Raw genomic sequence first — 18,850 nt, forward strand, 5'->3', positions numbered from 1 at the left:
GGGTCAGCGGGGGTCGGGGGCGGCCCGCGAAGCCTGCGCGGCCGCGCGATCGCGCGCGACGGCGTCGCCCACCACCTGGCCGCCGCTGCGCAGCAGCGCCCGTCGCCACGGGAGCGTGCCCTCGATCTCGATCTGGATGGAGATCGAGAGGATGGTGCGGATCAGCACGATGAGGCCCAGGATCGCGGCATCCTCGAGTGAGGGCTTCGACGTGATCGTGCGGATGAGATCCGCCGCGACGAGCACCTCGAGGCCCAGCAGGATCGCGCCACCGAGCGTGGTGCGCAACGTCGTGAACGCCGCCTGACCACCTTCGTGGCGGGCGAGCGATCGGGCGCCCAGCACCAGGGCGACGACGAAGCCGGCGATCATCGCGGCCGCGCCGATCGCCTCGAATCCGACGGCGACGGCGGTGAACACGTCTTCCATGCGCACGCGCTCAGCCTAGAGCCCGCGCACCGCCGTCGCCGTCGGAATCGCGGGAACTCAGCTCGTGGCGCTGCGTCCCGGCTCGGCAGGACCGTCGGCGTCGCCGGTGGACACCTGGCGCGCGAGCTCCTGCACATCGGAGTCGGGCAGCGTGACGCCCGCCTGCTCGAGGCGCTGCCGCAGCACATCGGCGATCCGCTCCTGCGGCTCGGTCCCGACGTCCTGGCGCGTCTGCGCCACGATGCCGGTCACCTTCTCCAGATCCGACGCGTTGTTCTGCGACATCGCCGGCAGCCGCTGCTCCTGCTCGCTGCCCAGCCCACCCGGGGTCTGCTGCGCCTGGCTCACCGTCATGGTGTCGCGGCCGTCGTCGTGCCCGTGGTGGTCCTGGCCGTCGATGACGCCGACGCCGACCGCCTCGTGGCTCGGCTCACCGCTCAGCGCACCGCTCGACGGAAGCGTCGCGGCGGCGCCCTGCGACGATCCCGCGGGGTCGGCGGAGGGCACCGCGGAGTCGTCCGCGGCGGCGGAGTGCGCGCCGGATTCCGATCCGCCCTGCGATGTGGGCGGAGCACCGCCGCCCTGCTCGGGTGCCTCGGTCCACGTGCCGGCGGGCTGGGAATCCGGTGCCGGCTCCCCCATCGTGGGCGCCGCCTCGACCTGCTCGTCGCGTTCCGCGCCGTCCGCGCCGGTGCCGGTGCCCGGGCCGTCGCCGCGGTCGGGGTAGTTCACGCCCGGCTGCTCGTACTCGTTGCCTGTCGTGCTCATCTCAGGGCTCCTCGCCTCGTCCGGTGTCAGCGGCCATGTCGGGATCGGCGCCACGGCGTGCCGCCTCCCCTTCGACCGGATCGTCCGGCTGCAGCGCGGCATCCGTCAGCAGCTCGGACTCGGTGGTCTGGGCGTTGCGTTCCCGAGCCTCCTGGTCGTCGACGCCCTCCCAGCCACCGGCCGGGTCGGCGTTGATGACACCCTCCGGCAGGCTCTGGTCGCTCGATCGGTCGTGGTCCATGGCGCACTCCTCTCGTCCTCCCCCAGCCTCCGGCACCCGGGCGTCCGGGGACATGGGGTTGACAAGGTGCGAGGACGATGCCGTCTCGCGAGGGCGCGCCGTCAGGGACGCGGATTGAGGATGCCGCGGCGCGACGGGTTCGCGTCGAACCAGTCGGCGACGTACCGGCACACCGGTACGACCTTGCGGTCGCCGGTCTGCTCGAGCTCGTCGACCGCCCGCTCGACGAGCTCGCCCGCGTAGCCGTGACCGCGGAAGGTCGGAACGGTGTACGCCCGGGTCATGGCCACGGTGCGGCCGTCGTCGCGGTAGTCCAGCACGCTGACGAGGTCATCGCCGCGGTGCAGCGTGTAGCGCGAGGCATCCGTCTCGTTGGTGAAGCGCAGCTCGGTCACCCGCACAGGCTACGCCCGGCCCCTGACGCGCCGGCGCATCGACGGGGATGTCGCCGCGATCGCCCAGACGGCCTTCAGACTGCGCCGGCGACGGGCCTCAATCCCCCGCCGGGTCGCTCGGGGCATCGATGGGCGCCACGCGCAAGAGGCGGAACTCCCGCCGGCGCAGCACCGCGAGAACCACGCGCGCCGCCGCGCCGAACGCCCGCCGGCCGACGTCGACGCCATAGGGCTCGACGGCGTCGATGCGGTACCACCGTCCGCGGTGCAGCACCTCGCCGCCGCCGGCGACGATGTTGCGATACCAGTTCACGCCGGTGCCGTACGTGAGCTCGGCGACGAGTCCGTCCGCCGTCTCACCCAGGATCACGGGCGTCTCGAACGTCCTGCCGGTCTTGCGGCCGATGTGGCGGATCAGCGAGAACGGTCCGCGGCCCGACCGCGCCAGGTCGAGGGTCAGCGGGTTGAGACGGCGCTGGATGAGACCGAGCCACCAGCGTTTCAGCGGCCCGGAGCCCTTCGCGGATCGGCTCGACACGTGCGACAGTCAAGCGCTCGAGGGGCCGGTGCGGGCGCTTTCGGTCGATCGGCTGAGCAATCTGTCACATTCCGAAACGATCCGGCCCCCGGCATCCGTGCGATTTGACGTTTTTCGACAGAGTCCGTCATAATCGGCCACATGACTGACAACGCGCTGTATCTGTCCGCCCGGGAGGCGAACAGGACTGCCGGCATGATGATGGCCGGCCGCATTGTCATGTGTTGTCGAATGTGCCACTAGCACGGTGACCCCCGCCGGATTCCGCCTCCGCTTCTGAAAACGGATCGCAGCGAGTCCCCCGAAGCACCGGTTTCGTGCGTCGATCACGCGCACCCGGAACTGCTTCGCACACCGCCCAGCGTCGGGCACAGGCCTCCCTCCGGGCCGACGGCCTCCTCGCCACGACGACAGGGCCGCAGCACATCATCCAACCCGGTACCGCCACCCCGGGTTCCTCCCGCAAGGACCATCATCATGTCGACCACCGCTCTCCTCGACCGTCCCGCCACCGCTCCCGTCCGTCACCTCCGTGCCGTCGACAGGCCGGCCGCCGTCGAGCCGGCCGCGCCCGCGGCCCCTGCGGCGCCCGAACAGCCCGCCACCCGCGCCCTCCCCGCCGGCACCGCGCCGCGCGGCTTCGCGCTGTACGTGGGCATCGACGAGGCGAAGGCCGCCGCATCGGGCGTGAGCCTCGGCGTGCTCGTCGAGGCGCTGCGCCGCACGCTGTCCGACCTCGCCCCCGCGGCCGAGACCTACGCCACAGTCGCCCTGGCACCGGTCGGCTCGGGTGGTCGCGACGTCGACGTGGTGCGGCTCGCGCTCCACGAGCCCTCGGCCGTCGCCCGCACCAAGGAGGACGAGCCCGAAGACGACGAGCCCGCCTCCGGCGGTGTTGTCGTCGACATCTCGCGCAAGCGCGTGCTGATCGACGGCGAGTCGGCCGCGTTCACGTTCAAGGAGTTCGAGCTGCTGCAGTACCTCGTGCTGCGGGAGGGCCGCACGATCGAGCGCACCGAGCTGGTGACCTCGCTGTGGCAGGGCACCTCGGACGAGGACGCCCCCGGCGAGCGCACGATCGACGTGCACGTCCGCCGCCTGCGCGCGAAGCTCGGCCGCTACGAAGACATCGTGCGCACCGTGCGCGGCGTCGGCTACCGCTTCGACCGTCACGCGGACGTCGTCATCCGCTACGGTCACGGCACCCCGTCGCCCGACCGCTTCTGACCGCTTCGGCGTCGCGTTCCCGCGACCCGTCGCACGCGGTCGCCCGCTGCCCGCGGGTCGGAAGTGTCGGCTCACCTCCCGCCGGATGGCGGGCGATGTCGGATGTCGGATGCCTCGGCGTAGGGTGGGCGGCATGACCACGTCGCTCTCGCGCAGCCCCCGCACGCGGGATGCCGAGCGCCGCGGTCCGCGCGCCGCGCCGATGCGCGACCCCCGGCCCGAGCACGACCGGCCGCTCGAGACGGAGTACCGCCCGCGGCATCCGCTCGATCTGAACCGCACGGTGCTGTCTCAGCGCCACGGCGCCGGCGACCCTACGATGACGGTCTCGGGCGCCGTCATCTGGCGCGTGAGCCGCACGCCCGCGGGCATCGCGACGCTCGCGCTCCGCGAGACGCATCCCGGGGTGATCCGGGGAGCCGCGTGGGGTCCCGGCCGGGAATGGGTGCTCGATCAGCTGCCCGCGCTGTGCGGGGCGGACGACGACCCGTCCGCCTTCGACGCGACGCGGCATCCGCTCATCGCCGACGCGCACCATCGCCACCCCGGCATCCGGCTCTCGCGCACCGGGCTCGTGTTCGACGCCCTCGCCTCGGCGATCTTCGAGCAGAAGGTCACCGGCGTGCAGGCATTCGGCGCCTGGCGGCGCATCGTCACGTGGTGCGGCGAGCGCGCGCCGGGACCGACTCCGTCGCCGATGTTCGCGCCGCCCACGGTCGACGGCTGGCAGCACATCCCGTCGTGGGTGTGGCACCGGGCCGGGCTCGAGCCCCCGCAGTCGAAGACGGTGGTCCGCGCCGCGCGGCGGGGCGACGCGATCGTGCGGGCCGTGCTCGACGCCGAAGACGGCGAGGCGGTCGACCGCGTGCTCATCAGTCAGCCCGGAATCGGGCCGTGGACGTCGGCCGAGACCCGCATCCGCGCGCTGGGCGACCCCGACGCGGTGAGCGTCGGCGACTACCACCTCGCCCACGAGGTGGGGTACGCGCTGACCGGGCATCGCGTGGACGACGACGGGATGCTGCAGCTCCTGGCGCCGTGGGCCGGGCAGCGGCAGCGGGTGATCCGCCTCATCGGTGCGAGCGGCGTCCGCGAGCCGCGCCGTGGTCCGCGCCTCCACCCGGAGGATCACCGCGCGCGCTGACCGGCGTTCCGGACCGGCGTTCCGGCCCGGCGTTCCGGCCCGGCGTTCCGGCCCGGCGTTCCGGCCCGGCGTTCCGGCCCGGCGTTCCGGCCCGGCGTTCCGGCCCGGCGTTCCGGCCCGGGTCCCTTGTCGATGTCGGAGGCGAGGACGACACTGGGAGGCGCCACGCGGCCGGGCGCGGCATCCATCTTCCGTCCTCAGGAGCTCGACATGCCCAGCCTCAACCCGTATCTCTCCTTCCGCGACCAGGCCCGCGAGGCGATGACGTTCTACCAGAGCGTCTTCGGCGGCGACCTCGACGTCTCGACCTTCGGCCAGTTCGAGGGCATGGTGCAGGACCCGGCCGAGAACGACCTGGTGATGCACGCGCAGCTGACCAGCCCCGACGGCTTCGTGCTGATGGGCGCCGACACGCCCAGCGGCATGCCGTACGAGAAGCCCGCCGGCATCTCGGTGTCGGTGAGCGGCGACGACGAGGCATCGCTGCAGGGCTTCTGGGACAAGCTCGCCGACGGGGGAACGATCAACATGCCGTTCGACACACCGCCCTGGGGCGGCAGGTTCGGCATGCTGACCGACCGCTTCGGCATCGACTGGATGGTGGCGCTCAACGCCCCGCAGGCCTGAGCCGATTAGGCGTAGGCGCTGTCGTCGATCGTCGACGGGGCGGGTCCGAGCGCCTCGAGCTCGTGCCAGACGTCCTCGGGGATCGGCGCCGCCGCGAGCTCGTCCAGCTGGGCGAGGCGCCGGGCCGACGAGATGCCGACGACGGTCGAGTCGACGAGCGGCGAGCGCATCGAGAAGTGCAGGGCCACCGCCGGCAGCGCCACGCCGTGCGCGGCGCACACGCGCTCGAGGCGCGACACCCACTCCTGGAGCTCGGGCGTCGCCGGCCGGTACCCGTACATCGCGCCCTCTCGTGCGCCGGTCGCGAGGATGCCGGCGCCGTACGGGGCGGCGTTGAACACGGTCATGCCGCGCTCCCGCGCGTCGGCGAACACCGGTTCGGCGGAGCGGTCGACGACGGTGAAGCGGTTGTGGATGAGCACCGCGTCGAAGACGCCGGTGGCGACGTACCGGGCCATGAGCGGAATCGGCCCGGCGGCCACGCCGATCGCGTCGACGCGCCCCGACTCGCGCAGCTCGATGAGGCCCTCGACGGCACCGCCGCGACCGATCGCCTCGTCGAAGGTCACCGTGTACGGATCGTGCAGGTGCAGCAGCGGCAGGCGCTCGACACCCAGGCGCGCGCTGGTCTCGTCGAACGAGCGGAGCACCCGGTCGCGGTCGAAGGCTCCGGACTCGGGGTCGCAGTCCACCTTCGAGATGACGCGCGTCGCGGCCTCGGCTCCGGTCCGGGCGATCGCGAGGCCGAGCACGGCCTCCGAGCGGCCCGCCGCGTAGTTGTTGGACGTGTCGACGAAGGCGTGCGAGCTCGCGACGAGCTGCTCCGCGAAGGCGACCACAGCCTCCTCCTCGGCCGACCCGGGGGATGTGTCGCGGCCGAGACCGGAGGTGCCGAGGGTGAGCGGGCTGACGTTGAGGGTCATGGCGTCCGTTCCGTGAGAGGTGGTCGTCGTTCCAACCTACCGAGCGCCGCGGCGCCGGGCGCCGCCCGCGCCAGGGCCGCGCGGCTCTAGGCTGTGGCCATGACCACGACGCGCAGAGGCTGGACCCGCGGGCATTCGGGGTGGGCGTTCGGCACCGCCCTGATGTTCACACTGGGGATCGTCTTCGGGCTGATCTGGGGAAACGTCCTGCTCGGCGTCGTGCTGGCGGCCGCCGTGTCGATCGGGTGGCTCATGGCGTACGAGTCGTGGCGCGGCCGCAACGTGGGCCTCGAGAATCGCGACGACGACGGCGCGCAGATCTGACCGCCGGCGGCGCCCCTACCCCTGCCCGAGCGCGCGTCGTATCGTGAGCGCCAGGAGGTGGTCCGCATGAATGCGAGCGTCGGAGACCGCGTGATCATCCACGGACGCGTCGTCGGGGCGACCGAGCGCGCCGGCGAGGTCATCGAGGTCCGCGGCAGCACGGAGAACCCACTGCTCGTCGTCCGGTACGACGACGGCCACGAGGCGATCCTGTCGCCCGGCGGTGACTGCGAGATCCGGCACGCGTCCTGAGCCCGTGGCTCGTGCGAGGTTCGACGGGCCGGTCCGCCACGCGCCCTGACCGCGAGGCCTCGCGCGGCGGACGCCGAGCCATGCTTCCGCCCGTCCAGCGCCTGGCCGCGCGCGTCTCGGCGCGCCCGCGCGCAGACCCTATCAGAATCGGCCGTCTCGCTTGTTAGGCTAGCCTTACCTACATGCACAAGAGAACGCGCCTGCTTCTGCCCGTCGCTGCTCTGAGCGTCACCGCTCTCGCCCTCACCGCGTGCGCGTCGCCGTCCGCATCGGGAGACGCCGCCGCGGCCGACACCGCCGAGAACTCGACCGTCGTCGTCGGGAACGCCAAGCCGACGCTCATGCTCGTGGAGGAGGACGGCGAGTCCTCGTACCAGGAAGACACCGACGTGGCTCGCGAGTCCGTCGAGGTGACGGCGAACCCCGCCTCGGTCGTGACCTTCGACATCGCCACGCTCGACACCCTCGACGCCATCGGCGCGGGCGCTGCCGTGGTCGGCATCCCCGACGTGGTGCTGCCCGACTACCTGTCGGAATACGCCGACCTGCCGAAGGTCGGCACGCTCTTCGAGCCCGACTTCGAGGCCGTCGCCGAGCTCGAGCCCGAGCTCATCGTGGTCGCCGCCCGCAGCACCGGCCAGTACGACGAGCTCTCCGAGATTGCGACCACGATCGACCTCACCGGCGCGTACGCCGGCACCTTCGATCCCGCCGCCGGTCTCGAGCGCGCGGCGCAGCTCGGCGAGATCTTCGGCAAGGAGGACGAGGTCGCCGACCTCACCGCCGGGATCGACGAGCTGGTCTCGACCCTGGAGGCGGAGGCGGAAGGCACCGCCCTCGTGCTGTCGGTCTCGGGCGGCGAGTACGGCGCCTTCGGCGAGGGGTCGCGCTTCGGCTACTTCTACGACGAACTCGGCTGGACGCCCGCCGTCGTCGCCGCCGATCTCCCCGGCGCCGAGGGCTCGTCCCACGGCGACACCGTGACCAACGAGTTCCTGCTCACCGCGAACCCCGACTGGATCTTCGCCTTCGACCGCGGCGCGGCCACCGGCGAGGGCTCGAGCGCCGAGGAGACGCTCGACAACGAGCTCGTCGCGCAGACGACCGCGGCGCAGGAGGACCGCATCGTCTACCTCCCGGCGAGCGAGCTGTACATCGTGATCAACGGGCTGACCGCGATCGAGAACGTGCTGACCTCGGTGCACGAGGCCGTCGTCGCGGGCTGACGCGTCATGCCGCAGGACCCCCGGGCAGGGAGCGCCGAGCCCTGAGCCGCATCTCCCTCTCCCCTACGCAGTGGATCGTCGCGGGGGCGGCCGCCGTGGCCGCCCTCGCGACGCTCTCCCTCTTCATCGGCGTCGCCGAGCTCGACGGCTTCATCCTGTTCGCCAGCCGCATTCCGCGCACCGTCGCGCTCGTGCTCGCCGGCGCCGCGTTCGCCATCACGGGCCTCATCATGCAGCTGCTGGTCCGCAACCGGTTCGTCGAGCCGGGCACCACGGGAGCGACGGATGCCGCGAGCCTGGCGCTGCTGGCCGTGCTCCTGTCCGTCCCGGGACTGCCGCTGTGGGCCAAGGCGCTCTTCGCGGCCGTCGGCGCACTGGTCGGGGTCTTCGGCTTCCTGGCGCTCGCGCGCCGCATCCCGTCGCGCTCGAGCGTGCTCGTGCCGATCGTCGGCATCCTCTACGGCGGTGTGATCGGTGCCGTGACGATGTTCATCGCGTACCGCACCAACCTGCTCCAGGAGCTCCTCAGCTGGGGCGTCGGCGACTTCTCGAGCATCCTCCGCGGTCGCTACGAGATCCTCTTCCTCGCCGCAGCGGCGGCGCTGCTGGCGTGGGTCGCCGCCGACCGCTTCACCGTGGCGGGACTGGGCGACGACGCCGCCCGCGGGCTCGGACTCGACACCCGTGCCGTGATGGGCCTCGGCGTGGCCATCATCGCCCTGGTCACCGGCATCCTGATGGTGGTCACCGGTGCGCTGCCCTTTCTCGGACTGATCGCCCCGAACATCGTCAGCCGGCTCATCGGCGACAACATGCGCCGCGCCGTGCCGCTGGTCGCCCTGCTGGGCGCTGCCATCGTGCTGCTGTGCGACATCATCGGCCGCGTGGTGCGGTTCCCCTTCGAGCTGCCCATCTCCGTCGTCATGGGCGTTCTGGGCGGTGTCGTGTTCCTCTGGCTGCTGCTCGGCACGGCTCGTCCGGTCGACGCCCCGGCGCCTCGGCGCCGCGCGCCCGCCCCGCGGGAGGCACTGCGATGACCGCGACCTTCATCGACGGAGCCCGGCGCGCCACGCGCACGCTCCGGCATCCGACCGGCGCCCTCCTGGCCCTCACGGCCGTCGCCGTGGCGATCGTGCTCGTCTTCCTCTTCACCGACCTGCCCGGCAAGTGGGAGTACGCGCTCGGGCTGCGCTCGCGCACGATCGCCGGCATGGTCATCGCCGCAGCCGCGGTCGGCGCGGCGACGGTGCTCTTCCAGACGATCACCGCCAACCGGATCCTCACGCCCGGCATCATGGGCTTCGACGCGGTGTTCCTCGCGATCCAGACCGTCGTCGCCTTCGCGATCGGCCCGGCCCTGCTGGTGGCGGCCCCGCCGCTGGCGTCGTGGACGGTCGAGCTCGTGCTGATGACCGGATCGATCGTGCTGCTGTACTGGTGGCTCTTCGTGCGCCGCCGGTTCGACCTGCACGTCATCGTGCTCGCCGGCCTGGTGCTGGGCGTGCTGTTCCGCTCGGTGACCGCGTTCCTGCAGCGGCTGCTCGATCCCGACACGTTCGCCATCCTGCAGGACCTCACTTTCGCGAGCTTCACCTCGGTCGACCGCGAGCTGCTGGTGCCCACGGCCGTCCTCGTCGCGGTGGCGCTCGCGTCGCTGTGGCCGGTCCGGCGCGAGCTCGACGTGCTGTCGCTCGGCGAGAGCACCGCGATCTCGCTCGGGGTCGACCACCGCCGCGTCGTGATGCACGTCGTCGTCGTGATCGCGGCGATGGTGGCGGCATCCACCGCTCTCGTGGGGCCGGTCACGTTCTTCGGCCTGATCGTCGCGAACCTCGCCTACGGCGCCGTCGGCCACCGGCACCTGCGCAGCATCCCCGCGGCGATCGCGATCGGCGTGATCGCCCTCGTCGGCGGCCAGCTCATCCTCGCCCGCGTGCTCGGCTTCGGCACCGAGCTGCCGATCGTGATCGAGTTCGTCGGCGGCCTGTTCTTCATCGTCCTCGTTCTCACCGGAAGGGCCCGCTGATGATCCGCACCGACTCGGTGGTCAAGCGCCACGGCGCACTGGTCGCCGTCGACGACGTGTCGCTCGACATCCGACCGGGCGTGACCGCCATCATCGGGCCGAACGGCGCCGGCAAGTCGACGCTCCTCGCCGCCGTCGGGCGGCTGATCGGCACCGACGGCGGTGTCATCACGGTCGACGGGCTGGACGTGACGACCACGAGGTCGCGCGAGCTGGCACGGCGCCTCGCCATCCTGCGGCAGGACAACCACCTCGCGATCCGGCTGAGCGTGGACGACCTGGTCGCGTACGGCCGCTTCCCTCACGGCGGGTCGGGCCGCACGGCCGACGACCGCGTCCACGTCGAGCGGGCCATCGGCCTCCTCGACCTCGACGCGGTGCGCGACCGCTTCCTCGACGAGCTGTCGGGTGGTCAGCGCCAGCGCGCGTTCGTCGCGATGGCGCTCGCACAGGACACCGACCACCTGCTGCTCGACGAGCCGCTCAACAACCTCGACCCGCGGCACGGCGTAGCGCTCATGAAGATCGTGCGGCGCCTCGCCGACGAACGCGGGATGACGGTGGTCGTGGTGCTGCACGACATCAACGTGGCGGCCCAGTACGCCGACGACATCGTCGCCATGCGCGACGGCCGGGTGGTGCACCACGGGCCGGTCGCCGACGTCATCACCGAGGAGCGTCTCGGCGCGCTCTACGAGACCCCCGCGCGCGTCGCCGAGATCGACGGCCGCCCCATCGTGCTGTGGGGCTGACCTCGCCCCGCCATGATCAGAAAGTGGAAGAACCCATGACCGCATCGACCTTCACCCTCGAGCCCACCGGCCTGGAGCTGCGCTTCCGCCGTGTCACGCTGACCGCGCGGGAGTGGCTGACTCGCGCGTACGTGCGCGTCCGCCTGCAGGGCCCGGAGCTGGCCGGCTTCACGTCGCTCGGCGCCGACGACCACATCCGCATCTTCTTCCCCGACGGCGATCCTCAGTCCGTCGAAGAGCTCCGCGCCGCCCCGAGCCGCGAGTACACGCCGCTGGCGTGGGGCGACGACTGGCTCGAACTCGAGTTCGCGGTCCACGGCGATCCCGCCATCGGCACGGCGGGCGTCGCGGCGGCGTGGGCGGCGACGGCGCCCCTCGGCGCGATCGCCGGCGTCGGCGGGCCCCGCGGTTCGAAGGTGCTGACCGGTCGCCCCGACGGGTGGCTGCTCGCCGGCGACGAGACGGCGGTGCCGGCGATGCGCCGCTTCGCGCAGTCGATGGACGCCGACGCCGTCGGGCGGATCCTGGTGGAGGTGACGGATGCCGCGCACGAGCTCGCGATCGACGCGCCGGCGGGCGTCGTGGTCGAGCAGGTGCACCGCGGCGCCGATGCGGCCGGCGCGGCCCTCGCCGCCCGGCTGGACCGGCTCGGCGCGGACGACCGCCCGTCGGGGTCGGTGTTCGGGTTCGTCGCCGCCGAGCAGTCGATCGTCAAGCCCGGCCGCGCGCTGCTGCTCGATCGCTGGGGGCTCGACGCCGCGCAGATCGTGGTGAAGGGCTACTGGAAGCGCGGCGAGACCGAGTACCACGCCCCGCACTGACCCCCCCAGACACCGAGCACAGAATCGGAAGATCCTCCCGACACGCCGGATGCGGCATCCGTCTCGCGGCGTGTCGCCGGAAACCTCCGATTCTGTGCGCGCCGCCGGCTACCCGAGCAGCTCGGGGCGCGAGAACTCCTCGCCGCGCACGTGCTCGCCGAGGAACGCGAACACCGTCTGGTACCAGATGACCGCGTGCTGAGGCTTCAGGATCCAGTGGTTCTCGTCGGGGAAGTACAGGAACCGGTGCGGCATGCGCCCCTCGGCATCGGCGTGGTGCTCGGCGAGTTCCGACCACAGCCGCAGCCCCTCGCCCACCGGAACCCGGTAGTCCTTGTCGCCGTGCACCACGAGCAGGGGCGTGCGGATCTCGCCGACGAACCGGTGCGGCGAGTGCTCGAGCATGGCCTCGGGGGTGAAGATGCGCTGCCAGTACTCGGAACTGTCGGTGGTGCCCGAGAACTGGTCGAGCGCCCACAGGCTCGCGTGCGTCACGATCGCGCGGAAGCGGTCGGTGTGCCCGGCGATCCAGTTGGCCATGTAGCCGCCGAACGACCCGCCCATCGCGGCGGTGCGGGTCTCGTCGATGTCATCGCGCGCCTCGGCGGCGTCGGTGATCGCCAGCAGATCGGTGTAGGGCTTGCCGCCCCAGCTGTTCCACCCGCGCGCGATGAACTCCAGGCCGTACCCGGTCGAGAGCCCCGGGTCGGGCAGCAGCACGGCGTAGCCGCGCGCGACGGCGAGCAGCGGCGCCCACCGCCAGCTCCAGGCGTTCCAGCTGTTGAGCGGACCACCGTGGATCCACAGCAGCAGCGGGGCCGGGGCATTCGCCGTCGCGCCCTCCGGCAGCAGCAGCCAGCCGCGCACCCGTGCGCCGTCCTCCGCCGTGGTCTCCACCTCGGTGATCGAACCCGGCGCGGACGGTGCCGCCGCCGGGGTCGCGAGCGGGGTGACGTCGCCGTCGCGCGCGATGCGCACCGGATGCGGCGGCACGACCCACGACGACCGCAGGGCCACGAGGTCGCCGGTGCCACGGTCGACGACGACGTTCGCGTACGCGAAATCGTCGTCGGTGAGGCGCTGCGGCGCGCCGCCGTCCAGCGGGAGGCGGAACACCGGCCCGCGGCCGTTCTCGTCAGCGGTCGCGATGAGCGCCTCGTCGCCGGCGTCGAACGCGAGGGACGAGGCCCAGCGATCCCACTCCGCGGCGATCCGGCGGGCCCCGCTGCCGTCGATGCCGGCCACCCACACCTCGTAGTCGGTCGGCGCCTCGGGGGTGCTCTTGACGGTGCGGAGGTAGGCGATCCGGGTGCCGTCATGGCTCACGGCCGGCATCTCGTAGTCGACGCCCACCTCGTCGAAGAGCGTGGCCCGCTCCCCCGAGGCCGTGTCGATCGCGACGATCACGCGGCGGCCGGCCCGCTGCTCGCGGTGCTCCAGCGAGGCGACGAGCCGCGACCCGTCGGGCGTGAGGGCCGCCTCGGCGTGGTCGGCCGACCGCCCGGGCCGGGGCGTGAGGTCGCGCGGGCGCGGCAGTGTCGCGGGGTACGGCTTCTCGTCGGCAGCGGATGCCGGAGCCTCGGCAGAGGCGGAGGCTGCGGCATCCGCTCGCACCTCGTCGGCGGCGGCTGCTTCGGCGACCACCGCGGCGATCGTGTCTTCGAGCGCGTCGACGTCGATCGCCATCAGGTGCGGCTCGGCCGGGCCGAGATCGTGGTCCCAGAAGCGCACGGGGTAGGTCTCGTGCAGGATCGCCGACACCTTCTTCTCTTTGCGCCGGGCCCGCAGCGCGGCCTCGCTCTCGAGAGTGTCGGCGCCGGGGAGGAGGGATGCCGTGACCACGAGGCGGTCCGCCGCGTCAGCGGTCGCGGCGATGCCGTCGACGCCGCCGGCGAGCCGCGTGACGGGGCGGGCCTCGCCGCCCTTTGCCGGGAGCAGCCACAGCTGGCCGGACTCGTCGTCGGCGTCGCCCTCGGAATCGGGGCGGGCGGAGACGAAGAGGATGTCGCCGCTCGCCGTGAAGGCGGCGCCGGCCTCGCCCTTGGCCGACCGCGTCAGCCGCCGCGGCGTGCCCCCACCGGTCGCGGGGATCGCCCACAGCGCCCGCTCGTAGCCCGTGCCGTCCTTCTTGAGGGCGGCGACGGTGAGCACGGCGGTCTTCCCGTCCGGCGAGAGGGCGATGGCCTCCGCCCGGGGCAGCGCGATGAAGTCGTCCAGGGAGTCGAAGGGGGTCGCCATGGCTCCACGCTAACCGAACGCCTCCCGACGCCGGGTCGGCCGGTCAGCCCCACTGGGTGAGCTTGTCGGGGTTGCGCATGACGTACACGTCGGCGATCCGCCCGGCGACCACCCGCAGCGTCAGCAGCGCGATGGCCTCACCGTCGCGCGTCGCGAGGAAGCCCATCCCATCCGGGGTCTCGATGGGCGCGATCACCGCCTCGGGCTCGAGGCGGGGAAGCCCCAGCAGGAAGCGCGCGACGCGATCGGCGCCGTGGACGGGCCGCCGTGCCGCCGACACGCGCCGCCCGCCGTCGGAGCGGAGGACCACGGCAGGATCGAGCACCGAGACCAGGGCATCGAGGTCGCCCGTCGTCGTCGCCGCCGCGAACGCGCGCGCCACGGCGTCGTGCTCCTGCCGCGTCGCGGCGCCCGCGCGCTGCTCCCGCACGTGGCGGCGCGCCTGGGAGGCGAGCTGGCGCACCGCATCGGGTGTGCGTCCGACCGTCTCAGCGATCTCGGCGAAGGGCACGCCGAACACGTCGTGCAGCACGAACGCCACGCGCTCGGCGGGGCTCAGCGACTCCAGCATCACCAGGAGCGCCATCGACACCGAGTCGTCGAGCGTGACGCGCTCGGCCGGATCGACCGGGGCGGCCGCTGCGAGCGGCGAGTCGCCCGGCACCGGCTCGGGCAGCCATTCGCCGACGTAACGCTCACGCCGGGCGCGCGCCGACCCGAGCATGTCGAGGCAGATCCGCCCGGCGACCCGGGTGAGCCATGCCGCGGGGTTGCGGATCGCCGCGCGCTCGGCATCCGACAGGCGCAGCCACCGGACGAAGGTCTCCTGCACCGCGTCCTCGGCGTCGGCGACCGTCCCGAGCATGCGGTAGCAGAGGCCCAGCAGCGCCCCGCGCTCGCTCTCCGCCTCGTCGATCGACGGCATCCTGCTCCCTTCGCGACATCCGGCGACGCACGGCCGCGGATGAGACTCTGCCGGCTCACATTCTGGCGTGCCGCGTCGTCGGTGAGGTGAGGGCATCCCGCACCGGGCGGGACGAGAGGAGCAGGTCATGAGGATCGCGGTCGCCGGAGGCACCGGAGTGGTCGGACATCACGTCGTCGAGGCGGTGCGGGCGAAAGGGCATGACGCGGTCGTGCTGAGCCGGCGCACGGGGGTCGATCTGACCACCGGCACGGGGCTCGACGACGCGCTCGCGGGCGCCGACGCCGTCGTCGACACGTCGAACGTCTCGACGCTGTCGGCGGACGCGGCGACGCGATTCTTCGAGACCGCCACGGGGAATCTGCTCGCCGCCGCAGGGCGTGCGGGCGTGCGGCACCTCGTGCTGCTGTCGATCGTGGGCGTCGACCGCATGCCCCACGACTACTACGCCGGCAAGGTGGCACAGGAGCGGGTGGTCGAATCAGGCGCCGTGCCGTGGACGATCCTCCGCGCCACGCAGTTCCACGAGTTCGCCGGGCAGCTGTTCGCGCAGGCGAAGCTCGGGCCGCTGCACGTCGCGCCGCGCGCGCGGGTGCAGCCCGTCGCGGCGCGGGAGGTCGGGGCGCACCTCGCGAGCCTCGCCGCCGGCGAACCCCGTGGCCGCGCCGCCGACCTCGGCGGCCCGCGCGAGGAGCGGCTCGACGACATGGTGAAGGCCTACGCGCGCAGCACGGGCCACCGCGGGTGGATCCCGTCGGTGAGCCTTCCGGGCGCCCAGATGAAGGGCATGCGCGCGGGCTTCGCTCTCCCGGGCGCGGGTGCCGTGCTCGGCGAGCAGACGTTCGCGGACTGGCTCGCCCACCAGGCCTGACCTACCGCGAGCGATCCGGGTCGGGGACGATGGAGGGAACCCGACCCGGAGGACCCGTGAGAATCGCCATCGCCGGCGGCACCGGCATGACCGGCGTGCACGTCGCCGCCGTCGCGGGCGAGCGCGGTCACGACATCGTCGTGCTCTCGCGGCGCACCGGCGTCGAGCTGCTGAGCGGCGCGGGGATCGCCGGTCGCCTGGACGGCATCGACGCGGTGATCGACGTCACGAACGTGACGACCTCGAAGCCCGATGTCTCGGTGTCGTTCTTCGCGGGGGCGACCAAGAGCCTGCTCACCGCGGGCCGGGCCGCGCGTGTCGCGCACCACGTCGTGCTCTCGATCGTCGGGGCCGAGGCCGCGCCCGACGGGTACTACGCCGGCAAGCTCGTGCAGGAGCGCCTGGTCGCCGCGGGCGACGTGCCATGGACGATCCTGCGGACCACGCAGTTCCACGAGTACGCCGCGATGACGTTTCATCGCGCCCCGCCCGGCGCGCACGTCGCGCCGCGCGGCAGGGTCCAGCCCGTCGCGGCGCGCGAGGCGGCCGAGCAGCTCGTCGCCCTCGCCGAGGCCGGGCCGGCGGGTCGCGCCCCGGATCTCGGCGGACCGCGCGAGGAGAGCCTCGCCGACATGGTGCGCCGCTACGCCCACGCGATCGGCTATCGCGCGCCGGTGCCGATGGTGAACTCGCCGGGCGCGCTGGGGCGCGCCTTCCGCTCCGGAGCGCTGCTGCCGGGGCGCGGCGCGCTGCGAGGGACGCAGACCTTCGCCGAGTGGCTCGACGCCCTGCCCGACGCCTGACCCGAGCCCGTCCCCTCGCCGTCCCCTCGCCGTCCCCTCGCCGTCCCCTCGTCGTCCCCTCGCCGTCCCCTCGCCGTCCCCTCGTCGTCCCCTCGCCGTCCCCTCGCCGTCCCCTCGTCGTCCCCTCGCCGTCCCCTCGCCGTCCCCTCGTCGTCCCCTCGCCGTCCCCTCGCCGTCCCCTCGTCGTCCCCTCGCCGTCCCCTCGCCGTCCCCTCGTCGTCCCCTCGCCGTCCCCTCGCCGTCCCCTCGTCGTCCCCTCGCCGTCCCCTCGCCGTCCCCTCGTCGTCCCCTCGCCGTCCCCTCGCCGTCCCCTCGAGTCGCCAAGACACGCCGGACACAAACCGGGTGCTCCGGCGTGTCTTGGCGACTCGAGGGAACGCGGATCCCGCTGACGGGAACGCGGATGCCCTGGCGGGACATGGATGCCGCAGCCCGGCGCAGTGCGCGGGGCTGCGGCATCCGTCGATCACATCTCCTCGTGGGTGAGCGGATCGCCGTCCCACAGGCGCCCGCGCTCGAGGGCGCTGATGGCGTCGACCTGCTCGTCGGTGAGGCGGAAGCCGAAGACGTCGGCGTTCTCGCGCTGACGGTCGGGGTCGGCGGACTTCGGGATCGGCGTGCTGCCCAGCTGCGTGTGCCACCGCAGCACGATCTGCGTCGGGGTGACCTCGTACACGGTCGCCAGCTCGGTGAGGAGCTGCTCGGTGAGGAGCTCGCTGCGGCGAGCGAGGGGGCTCCAGCTCTCGGTGCGGATGCCGTGCATCGCGTGAAAGGAGCGCAGCGCCCCCTGCGGGAAGTAGGGGTGCAGCTCGACCTGGTTCACCACCGGCACGACGCCGGTCTCCTCGATCAGCTCGGTGATCATGGCCTCGGTGAAGTTCGACACGCCGATGGACCGCACGAGGCCCTGCTCACGTGCGTCGATCATGCCGCGCCAGGTGTCGACGTACTTGCCGACGCTGGGGTTCGGCCAGTGGATCAGCTGCAGGTCGATGCGGTCGAGGCCGAGCGCATCGAGCGAGCCCTTGATGCTGTCGACGGCCTCGGTGCGGCCGTGGTGGCGCCCCGGGATCTTCGAGGTCACGCGCAGCGCGTCCCGCCCCGCGCCGCTGCGCCGCACCGCCTCGCCGACCTCGCGCTCGTTCTCGTAGTTGACCGCGGTGTCGAGGAGCCGGTAGCCGGAGTCGATCGCGGCGGTCATCGCCGCGATCCCCTCCTCGCCGCGCAGGTTGTAGGTGCCGAGCCCGAGCTCGGGGAACCAGGTGCCGTCGTTGAGGGTCACGGTGGGGATGGCGCTCATGCTTCCATCCTCGCCCTCGGCGCGGCCGTCCGCACGCCGCGGCCGCCGGTCACGGGAGCTCGTCGACGTCGATCTCGCCCTCGGTCGCCGCGCGCTGGTCGGCGTCGGCGCTGTTCACCTGGTCGTCGTCCGCGTCGGGGTCGAGCGGACGGTCGTCGTCGCCGACGAGGACATCGTCGAGGAGGGCGTCCTCATCGTCGCGCCGGTCGTCGGGGGTCAGGTTCGTCATGTCGTTCTCCTTCTCGCTTTCCCCGACCGTACGTGGGCGAGCCGAGCGGCGGAGGGGGGTTGCGTCAGGTGCCCGACGGCGTTAGCCCAGCCCGCGCACCCGCCGCAGCGCCGTGATCGCCGTCGGTCACGACCGCACGGGGATCGAGCCGGGCCGGGCGCCCACGAGCGCCTCGGCGGCACGGGCGGTGCGCAGCGCGAACCGCGAGGTGTCGGTGCCGAGGGCGAGCGACTGCGCATTGAGCCCGTCGATCATGCCGATGAGCTCCCACGCCACCTCCCCAGGCTCGGTCGTCGCGAACGCCCCACTGCGGCATCCGTCGGCGACGATGCGCTCGACGAGGGTCTGCCACCGCTCCATCTGCGCGCGCACGGCGCCGGCGAGCGGTTCGCTGCGGCGAGCCATCGCCCACCCCTCGACCCACACCACGGTGAGCTCCTCGCGCTCGCCGTCCATCAGGGTGTCGATGAGGGCGCCGAGCCGGGCCGCCGGGTCGGCGACATCGGCCAGCACCGCCTCGACGTCGCGCACCTCCTCCTCCACCAGGTCGGCGTAGACGCGGGCGACGAGATCGTCCATCGACGGCTGGTAGTGGGCGACGAGGCCCGACGCGACGCCGACGCGCTCGGCCACCGCGCGGAGCGTCAGCGCGCTCAGTCCGCCTTCGCGCGCGATGGCGGTCGCGGCCGCGACGATCTCGGCCGCCCGCTCGGCGGGCGCCTTGCGTGTGCGGGAGCGTGCGGGCGTGGTTGACATGGGCTCACCAGACACTATAGCTTGCCTATTGATCG

The 18,850-nt window shown here is 72.9% G+C and carries 23 protein-coding genes; 12 read left to right on the forward strand and 11 right to left on the reverse strand.

The genetic code is table 11. The features are described from left to right. Positions 1-3 precede the first annotated feature (3 nt). The 5 genes from R8Z57_RS03585 to R8Z57_RS03605 all read right to left on the reverse strand — a co-directional run bounded on the left by R8Z57_RS03585 (position 4) and on the right by R8Z57_RS03605 (position 2,371). Positions 4-429: a DUF1622 domain-containing protein gene (locus R8Z57_RS03585; RefSeq protein ID WP_318352720.1), complete on the reverse strand. Its 426-nt coding sequence runs from the start codon at positions 427-429 to the stop codon at positions 4-6. 57 nt (positions 430-486) lie between these two features. Then, positions 487-1,197 (reverse strand): hypothetical protein, encoded by a 711-nt coding sequence (locus tag R8Z57_RS03590; protein ID WP_318352371.1) that lies wholly within the window; start codon positions 1,195-1,197, stop codon positions 487-489. A 1-nt stretch (position 1,198) separates the two neighbouring features. Continuing rightward, a complete protein-coding gene (locus R8Z57_RS03595; protein ID WP_318352372.1) occupies positions 1,199-1,438 on the reverse strand; it encodes a hypothetical protein in 240 nt (79 codons plus the stop codon). Positions 1,439-1,539: 101 nt separating this feature from the next. Further along, a complete protein-coding gene (locus R8Z57_RS03600; protein ID WP_318352373.1) occupies positions 1,540-1,833 on the reverse strand; it encodes a GNAT family N-acetyltransferase in 294 nt (97 codons plus the stop codon). Between the two features lie 97 nt (positions 1,834-1,930). Further along, positions 1,931-2,371, reverse strand: a complete 441-nt coding sequence (locus R8Z57_RS03605) for a nitroreductase family deazaflavin-dependent oxidoreductase (protein ID WP_318352374.1) — start codon at positions 2,369-2,371, stop codon at positions 1,931-1,933. Between the two features lie 477 nt (positions 2,372-2,848). Here R8Z57_RS03605 and R8Z57_RS03610 point away from each other — a divergent pair, with 477 nt between their 5' ends. From R8Z57_RS03610 to R8Z57_RS03620, 3 genes are all read left to right on the forward strand, one after another. After that, the gene (locus R8Z57_RS03610) at positions 2,849-3,598 is read left to right on the forward strand and encodes a winged helix-turn-helix domain-containing protein (protein ID WP_318352375.1); all 750 of its coding nucleotides are present in this window, start codon (positions 2,849-2,851) and stop codon (positions 3,596-3,598) included. A 133-nt stretch (positions 3,599-3,731) separates the two neighbouring features. Beyond that, entirely contained in the window at positions 3,732-4,742 is a 1,011-nt protein-coding gene (locus tag R8Z57_RS03615) for a DNA-3-methyladenine glycosylase 2 family protein (protein WP_318352376.1), read from the forward strand. Between the two features lie 210 nt (positions 4,743-4,952). Beyond that, positions 4,953-5,369 (forward strand): VOC family protein, encoded by a 417-nt coding sequence (locus R8Z57_RS03620; RefSeq protein ID WP_318352377.1) that lies wholly within the window; start codon positions 4,953-4,955, stop codon positions 5,367-5,369. Positions 5,370-5,374: 5 nt separating this feature from the next. Here R8Z57_RS03620 and R8Z57_RS03625 read toward each other — a convergent pair whose 3' ends face one another. Then, the gene (locus R8Z57_RS03625; RefSeq protein ID WP_318352378.1) at positions 5,375-6,292 is read right to left on the reverse strand and encodes an aldo/keto reductase; all 918 of its coding nucleotides are present in this window, start codon (positions 6,290-6,292) and stop codon (positions 5,375-5,377) included. 99 nt (positions 6,293-6,391) lie between these two features. Here R8Z57_RS03625 and R8Z57_RS03630 point away from each other — a divergent pair, with 99 nt between their 5' ends. The 7 genes from R8Z57_RS03630 (at position 6,392) to R8Z57_RS03660 (ending at position 11,693) form a co-directional block, all read left to right on the forward strand. After that, on the forward strand, positions 6,392-6,616 hold the full coding sequence (locus R8Z57_RS03630; protein WP_318352379.1) for a hypothetical protein: 225 nt from the start codon (positions 6,392-6,394) through the stop codon (positions 6,614-6,616). 66 nt (positions 6,617-6,682) lie between these two features. Then, entirely contained in the window at positions 6,683-6,868 is a 186-nt protein-coding gene (locus tag R8Z57_RS03635; protein WP_318352380.1) for a DUF1918 domain-containing protein, read from the forward strand. Between the two features lie 182 nt (positions 6,869-7,050). Beyond that, on the forward strand, positions 7,051-8,094 hold the full coding sequence (locus R8Z57_RS03640) for a siderophore ABC transporter substrate-binding protein (RefSeq protein ID WP_318352381.1): 1,044 nt from the start codon (positions 7,051-7,053) through the stop codon (positions 8,092-8,094). A 74-nt stretch (positions 8,095-8,168) separates the two neighbouring features. Then, complete coding sequence (locus R8Z57_RS03645) at positions 8,169-9,131, forward strand: iron chelate uptake ABC transporter family permease subunit (protein WP_318352721.1); 963 nt, start codon at positions 8,169-8,171, stop codon at positions 9,129-9,131. Next, the gene (locus R8Z57_RS03650; RefSeq protein WP_318352382.1) at positions 9,128-10,120 is read left to right on the forward strand and encodes an iron chelate uptake ABC transporter family permease subunit; all 993 of its coding nucleotides are present in this window, start codon (positions 9,128-9,130) and stop codon (positions 10,118-10,120) included. Before R8Z57_RS03645 ends, R8Z57_RS03650 begins: the two co-directional genes overlap by 4 nt. Beyond that, positions 10,120-10,872 (forward strand): ABC transporter ATP-binding protein, encoded by a 753-nt coding sequence (locus tag R8Z57_RS03655; RefSeq protein ID WP_318352383.1) that lies wholly within the window; start codon positions 10,120-10,122, stop codon positions 10,870-10,872. Before R8Z57_RS03650 ends, R8Z57_RS03655 begins: the two co-directional genes overlap by 1 nt. 35 nt (positions 10,873-10,907) lie before the next feature. Then, entirely contained in the window at positions 10,908-11,693 is a 786-nt protein-coding gene (locus tag R8Z57_RS03660; RefSeq protein ID WP_318352384.1) for a siderophore-interacting protein, read from the forward strand. Positions 11,694-11,801: 108 nt separating this feature from the next. On the opposite strand, the gene R8Z57_RS03665 is transcribed toward R8Z57_RS03660, so the two are convergent. Together R8Z57_RS03665 and sigJ are read right to left on the reverse strand one after the other, a co-directional pair. After that, positions 11,802-13,931: a S9 family peptidase gene (locus R8Z57_RS03665; RefSeq protein WP_318352385.1), complete on the reverse strand. Its 2,130-nt coding sequence runs from the start codon at positions 13,929-13,931 to the stop codon at positions 11,802-11,804. A 43-nt stretch (positions 13,932-13,974) separates the two neighbouring features. Then, positions 13,975-14,856, reverse strand: coding sequence for an RNA polymerase sigma factor SigJ (gene sigJ, locus R8Z57_RS03670; RefSeq protein WP_318352386.1), 882 nt, complete (start codon positions 14,854-14,856; stop codon positions 13,975-13,977). A 127-nt stretch (positions 14,857-14,983) separates the two neighbouring features. On the opposite strand from sigJ, the gene R8Z57_RS03675 reads away from it, so the two are divergent. Together R8Z57_RS03675 and R8Z57_RS03680 are read left to right on the forward strand one after the other, a co-directional pair. After that, positions 14,984-15,727, forward strand: a complete 744-nt coding sequence (locus R8Z57_RS03675; RefSeq protein WP_318352387.1) for an SDR family oxidoreductase — start codon at positions 14,984-14,986, stop codon at positions 15,725-15,727. 56 nt (positions 15,728-15,783) lie between these two features. Further along, positions 15,784-16,530 (forward strand): 3-beta hydroxysteroid dehydrogenase, encoded by a 747-nt coding sequence (locus tag R8Z57_RS03680; protein ID WP_318352388.1) that lies wholly within the window; start codon positions 15,784-15,786, stop codon positions 16,528-16,530. A 466-nt stretch (positions 16,531-16,996) separates the two neighbouring features. Here the strand turns inward: R8Z57_RS03680 and R8Z57_RS03685 are convergent, their stop codons facing one another. From R8Z57_RS03685 to R8Z57_RS03695, 3 genes are all read right to left on the reverse strand, one after another. After that, positions 16,997-17,830 carry an aldo/keto reductase gene (locus R8Z57_RS03685; protein WP_318352389.1) on the reverse strand — a complete coding sequence of 278 codons (834 nt, stop codon included), beginning with the start codon at positions 17,828-17,830 and terminating at the stop codon, positions 16,997-16,999. Positions 17,831-17,879: 49 nt separating this feature from the next. Continuing rightward, complete coding sequence (locus R8Z57_RS03690; RefSeq protein WP_318352390.1) at positions 17,880-18,059, reverse strand: hypothetical protein; 180 nt, start codon at positions 18,057-18,059, stop codon at positions 17,880-17,882. A gap of 126 nt (positions 18,060-18,185) precedes the next feature. Beyond that, positions 18,186-18,815 (reverse strand): TetR/AcrR family transcriptional regulator, encoded by a 630-nt coding sequence (locus R8Z57_RS03695; protein WP_318352391.1) that lies wholly within the window; start codon positions 18,813-18,815, stop codon positions 18,186-18,188. Positions 18,816-18,850: the final 35 nt, after the last annotated feature.

Origin of the sequence: Microbacterium sp. M3, from assembly GCF_033548675.1 — a bacterium.
GTDB classification, from domain to species: Bacteria; Actinomycetota; Actinomycetes; order Actinomycetales; family Microbacteriaceae; genus Microbacterium; species Microbacterium arthrosphaerae.

Bases quoted from the DNA above. Each gene is read 5' to 3' on its own strand.
- R8Z57_RS03675 (WP_318352387.1), top strand. From the start codon at position 14,984: ATGAGGATCGCGGTCGCCGGAGGCACCGGAGTGGTCGGACATCACGTC.
- R8Z57_RS03685 (WP_318352389.1), bottom strand. From the start codon at position 17,830: ATGAGCGCCATCCCCACCGTGACCCTCAACGACGGCACCTGGTTCCCC.
- R8Z57_RS03620 (WP_318352377.1), top strand. From the start codon at position 4,953: ATGCCCAGCCTCAACCCGTATCTCTCCTTCCGCGACCAGGCCCGCGAG.
- R8Z57_RS03610 (WP_318352375.1), top strand. From the start codon at position 2,849: ATGTCGACCACCGCTCTCCTCGACCGTCCCGCCACCGCTCCCGTCCGT.
- R8Z57_RS03630 (WP_318352379.1), top strand. From the start codon at position 6,392: ATGACCACGACGCGCAGAGGCTGGACCCGCGGGCATTCGGGGTGGGCG.
- R8Z57_RS03595 (WP_318352372.1), bottom strand. From the start codon at position 1,438: ATGGACCACGACCGATCGAGCGACCAGAGCCTGCCGGAGGGTGTCATC.
- R8Z57_RS03695 (WP_318352391.1), bottom strand. From the start codon at position 18,815: ATGTCAACCACGCCCGCACGCTCCCGCACACGCAAGGCGCCCGCCGAG.
- R8Z57_RS03615 (WP_318352376.1), top strand. From the start codon at position 3,732: ATGACCACGTCGCTCTCGCGCAGCCCCCGCACGCGGGATGCCGAGCGC.
- R8Z57_RS03650 (WP_318352382.1), top strand. From the start codon at position 9,128: ATGACCGCGACCTTCATCGACGGAGCCCGGCGCGCCACGCGCACGCTC.
- R8Z57_RS03590 (WP_318352371.1), bottom strand. From the start codon at position 1,197: ATGAGCACGACAGGCAACGAGTACGAGCAGCCGGGCGTGAACTACCCC.
- R8Z57_RS03690 (WP_318352390.1), bottom strand. From the start codon at position 18,059: ATGACGAACCTGACCCCCGACGACCGGCGCGACGATGAGGACGCCCTC.
- sigJ (WP_318352386.1), bottom strand. From the start codon at position 14,856: ATGCCGTCGATCGACGAGGCGGAGAGCGAGCGCGGGGCGCTGCTGGGC.
- R8Z57_RS03640 (WP_318352381.1), top strand. From the start codon at position 7,051: ATGCACAAGAGAACGCGCCTGCTTCTGCCCGTCGCTGCTCTGAGCGTC.
- R8Z57_RS03625 (WP_318352378.1), bottom strand. From the start codon at position 6,292: ATGACCCTCAACGTCAGCCCGCTCACCCTCGGCACCTCCGGTCTCGGC.
- R8Z57_RS03635 (WP_318352380.1), top strand. From the start codon at position 6,683: ATGAATGCGAGCGTCGGAGACCGCGTGATCATCCACGGACGCGTCGTC.
- R8Z57_RS03660 (WP_318352384.1), top strand. From the start codon at position 10,908: ATGACCGCATCGACCTTCACCCTCGAGCCCACCGGCCTGGAGCTGCGC.
- R8Z57_RS03655 (WP_318352383.1), top strand. From the start codon at position 10,120: ATGATCCGCACCGACTCGGTGGTCAAGCGCCACGGCGCACTGGTCGCC.
- R8Z57_RS03585 (WP_318352720.1), bottom strand. From the start codon at position 429: ATGGAAGACGTGTTCACCGCCGTCGCCGTCGGATTCGAGGCGATCGGC.
- R8Z57_RS03665 (WP_318352385.1), bottom strand. From the start codon at position 13,931: ATGGCGACCCCCTTCGACTCCCTGGACGACTTCATCGCGCTGCCCCGG.